The 266-nt window shown below is 45.9% G+C and carries 1 protein-coding gene; it reads right to left on the bottom strand.

The genetic code is table 11. The features are described from left to right. Nucleotides 1–34: 34 nt before the first annotated feature. The coding region (locus AAEY79_RS15120) for a helix-turn-helix domain-containing protein (protein WP_352289263.1) at nt 35–266 on the bottom strand (232 nt) is incomplete at its 5' end.

The following is a 266-nucleotide window of genomic DNA, read 5'->3' as shown; positions in this document are numbered from 1 at the left end:
AGTAAGCGCTATACGCCTCACTAACCGATTAGGTTCATATGCAACGTTTAAGGGTATGCGACGGATTTTCACCAAATAGTTGGGTGTAATCTTTGGTGAATTGCCCTGGGTGCCAAAAGCCCCAATTAGCCGCAATCACCGCAATGGGAGTCTCTTGCCCTGGTTGTTTCAGCTCTCGGCGCACATTATTTAAACGGGTTAAGCGTAAAAAACGCAATGGATTAATGCCTAAAATACTCTCAAAACTGTACTGTAAGGTGCGGCGG

The organism is Psychrobacter sp. GW64-MNA-CIBAN-0177, assembly GCF_040309585.1.
Taxonomy (GTDB): Bacteria; Pseudomonadota; Gammaproteobacteria; order Pseudomonadales; family Moraxellaceae; genus Psychrobacter; species Psychrobacter okhotskensis.
The sequence above is the reverse complement of the archived record's forward strand: the minus strand, read 5'-3'. Positions and strand labels throughout refer to the sequence as shown.